This is a genomic window from Microbulbifer aggregans (assembly GCF_020524005.1).
GTDB lineage: Bacteria > Pseudomonadota > Gammaproteobacteria > Pseudomonadales > Cellvibrionaceae > Microbulbifer > Microbulbifer aggregans_A.
In genome coordinates this window covers 1-2,844 of the sequence record NZ_JAIVKK010000027.1, presented here as the reverse complement: position 1 = coordinate 2,844, position 2,844 = coordinate 1, and the positions used below count along the sequence as shown (strand labels likewise).

The window sequence follows — 2,844 nt, the reverse complement described above, 5'->3', positions numbered from 1 at the left end:
CCATTGATTAACAGGGTTATCCACACCGATGGCGCCCAAATATCCGGAAAGTACGCACAAGTGTGATTATGTTAAAGAAGTGTGCTTAAATCCTGAGCGCATCAAAATAATCAGAAAGGGCCAAAAGTTGGCGACGACGGAAGTCGTTTTTCTACAGGCTCGTTATGGTAAGTAATGAACATGAAATTCTTACATTCACACGAGTATAAAAGTAAGATCGTTCAGCCTATGAAGCTTGTCGATCCAGTTCCGCCGGCGGATCTGGAGTACAACCTGCTGGAATCAATAAAAAATGAGTTATCTCTGTCTTCGGAGATGATTAGAAGTCTTGAGAAAACTCATGAATACCTTTCTGGTGACGGTAAGTTTAGACACTCTCTGTTTTGGTGCAGCAAGCTAAACGCTCACTATATTTTAATTACTGAAATTGAATCAGATAGGTTTGTTGGCTACACGTGCCAAGATATCGAGGGGCAGTATTTACCTTGCAAAATTAGTAGCCCATTTTTGGAGGATGCATACGAGGCAGATTCAGAGCTAATTGATGAGCTACTAGAGCTTATTGATAGTAAGCCTGAAAATAGTAATGCGTTTGCTATTTTGGAATCTGGCGGTTGCTATATCCAGACAAAAAGAGAAAAAGACGGATTTTTACTGGAATATCAAGCGGTTTCCAATGCCCTTCATTTTAAAATTTTAGAGAAGCTGGAGCTAACAGACGTCAGAAACGCATTCCAGTCGTTCAACGAGGGGAGTGACCAGTGGTCTTACTGCTTACACTGGGAGCGCGTAGCCATATAGCCATAACAATGCGCTGCAGGCCGACGTCTAACTTTGCGCACTTTATGCGCGGCCGCTTCGCTCCAATTATCGCGCATAAAGTGCGCAAAGCTAGCCGCGGCTGAGCGCGGCGTTAACTGTAATCACCGTATGAATAGACGACTATATAGAATCGAAGTTGAGGTGGAGCCAATGGAGGGGTCACAATTGCCCGCTGATTGTGCCGGTGCATTTGTAAGTGTCTATCTGGGTTCAACTAACATAATTGAGGCTATAAAGTCAGCTGAGGATGAGTTACTTCAAGATCGCTATAGGCCATTGAATACTCACGGAGCTTTCGAGCTAGATCTTGAAGAGTTGGATCACTACGAAGAAGAGTTACCTAGTAATGACGAGCTATTGAATTTACGAAATAACGGTGGCATTTGGTATGGTCCCTTTAATTGCTATCCGCCCGAAGAGTCGCAGATCCAATGAGGCTCGTCACAGTTAACAAGGTGCTGCAGCCGACGTCTTACTTTATGCGCCTTTCGCGCAGTCGCTGCGCTCCTATTTTTGCGCAAAACGCGCATAAAGTAAGCCGCCGCTGAGCACGGCGTTAACTCAAAGACACACATGATCGAACCTAGCGTTAAAAAAGAGATTCTCGAAAGAATCAATAAAGCTGAAAAAGAACATGGAGTACGTGTTCTTTATGCTATTGAGTCTGGCAGCCGAGCTTGGGGGTTTGAGTCTCCTAATAGCGACTATGATGTTCGTTTTATTTATGCACACCCCAAAGATTGGTATGTTGCGGTTGATCTCGAAGACAAAAGAGATGTCATTGAGTATCCAATTGTTGATGAAATCGACATCAATGGCTGGGATGTAAGAAAGGCCTTGAAACTATTTTCTAAGTCAAACCCAGCGTTCGTTGAATGGTTGCAGTCTCCTATTGTATACATTGATCGAGGTTGTTTTTCTAAAAAAGCAAGAGAAATTATTCCTGATATTTACTCCGTTAAAAAAGGGATATACCACTATCGAAGTATGGCAAAGACGAACTATAGAAGTTATCTTCGGGATGATATTGTTCCTATCAAAAAATATTTCTATGTTCTAAGGCCGCTGCTTTCAATTATGTGGCTAGAGAAGTATCGAGAGCCTGCCCCAATTCAGTTTGAGGTGTTGCGAACCCTAATTACCGATAATGTTGAGCTAAATGGTCAAATTTCAGATCTACTTCAGAGAAAAAAGATAAGCCTAGAAAAGGAGATGGCTCCAAAAATTTCTGAGCTAAATTTTTTTATCGAATCTGAGCTAGAGAGGCTGGAGCATTTTTCAGATGCTTCAGAGAGGCCTGGTGAAATCATGGGCAAGCTAAATAGCCTGTTCCACGAGACCCTGAGTTAACAAGGTGCTGCAGCTGACGTCTTACTTTATGCGCCTTTTGCGCAGTCGCTACGCTCCTATTTTCGCGAAAAACGCGCATAAAGTAAGCCGCCGTTGAGCGCGGCGTTAAACATTGGATTCTAGTATGAAAAAAATAATATTTTGTGTAATTTTTGTAGCAATTTGCACTTCGTGTAGCTCCTCTTATCACAACATAAATGAACATGGAGCCAATGCCTTCGGTGGCGGCTTTCAAGACCGGAAAGTTGATGAAGGGATGTACTTCATAATTGCTAAAACTAACTTCAAGCCTTGGGTTAACTATTCTGGTGCATACAAAACATTTAACCGTAGAGCTGCAGAGCTATGTGACAGTGAAGATTACACAGTATTAAAAAATGAAGAGGCGAATTATGAACACGTTTCTTCGCCAGGGGAATTGGGCTACATAATTTCACAAGTAAGTGGTTATGTGTTATGCGCCTCAAGCGCGGTTACTACCCTCGAGGCGGAAAAAATCATTTCGTCTGACTCAAAAAAAATCTGGTTTTCCGACCAAGGTGCCTGATATGTTTAACAAGTGACTATGGCTCTGAGTCAACCGCTTAGGCCATATTTCCCTCCCAGGCAGTACCATTTCGTACCATGCTGTTGAGGATAACAATCATCTTGCGCATACATGCCACCAGAGCA

At 42.8% G+C, this 2,844-nt stretch carries 3 protein-coding genes; all 3 read left to right on the top strand.

Features of this window, described 5'->3' with window-relative positions:
• Nucleotides 1–228: 228 nt before the first annotated feature.
• On the top strand, nucleotides 229–801 hold the full coding sequence (locus LC093_RS20085; protein ID WP_226669243.1) for a hypothetical protein: 573 nt from the start codon (nucleotides 229–231) through the stop codon (nucleotides 799–801).
• A 594-nt stretch (nucleotides 802–1,395) separates the two neighbouring features.
• Nucleotides 1,396–2,172 carry a DNA polymerase beta superfamily protein gene (locus LC093_RS20080; protein ID WP_226669240.1) on the top strand — a complete coding sequence of 259 codons (777 nt, stop codon included), beginning with the start codon at nucleotides 1,396–1,398 and terminating at the stop codon, nucleotides 2,170–2,172.
• A 124-nt stretch (nucleotides 2,173–2,296) separates the two neighbouring features.
• Entirely contained in the window at nucleotides 2,297–2,719 is a 423-nt protein-coding gene (locus LC093_RS20075; protein WP_226669238.1) for a hypothetical protein, read from the top strand.
• Nucleotides 2,720–2,844 lie beyond the last annotated feature (125 nt).

Excerpts from the sequence above, each read along its gene's own strand:
- LC093_RS20080 (WP_226669240.1), top strand. The coding sequence starts at position 1,396 with ATGATCGAACCTAGCGTTAAAAAAGAGATTCTCGAAAGAATCAATAAA.
- LC093_RS20075 (WP_226669238.1), top strand. The coding sequence starts at position 2,297 with ATGAAAAAAATAATATTTTGTGTAATTTTTGTAGCAATTTGCACTTCG.
- LC093_RS20085 (WP_226669243.1), top strand. The coding sequence starts at position 229 with ATGAAGCTTGTCGATCCAGTTCCGCCGGCGGATCTGGAGTACAACCTG.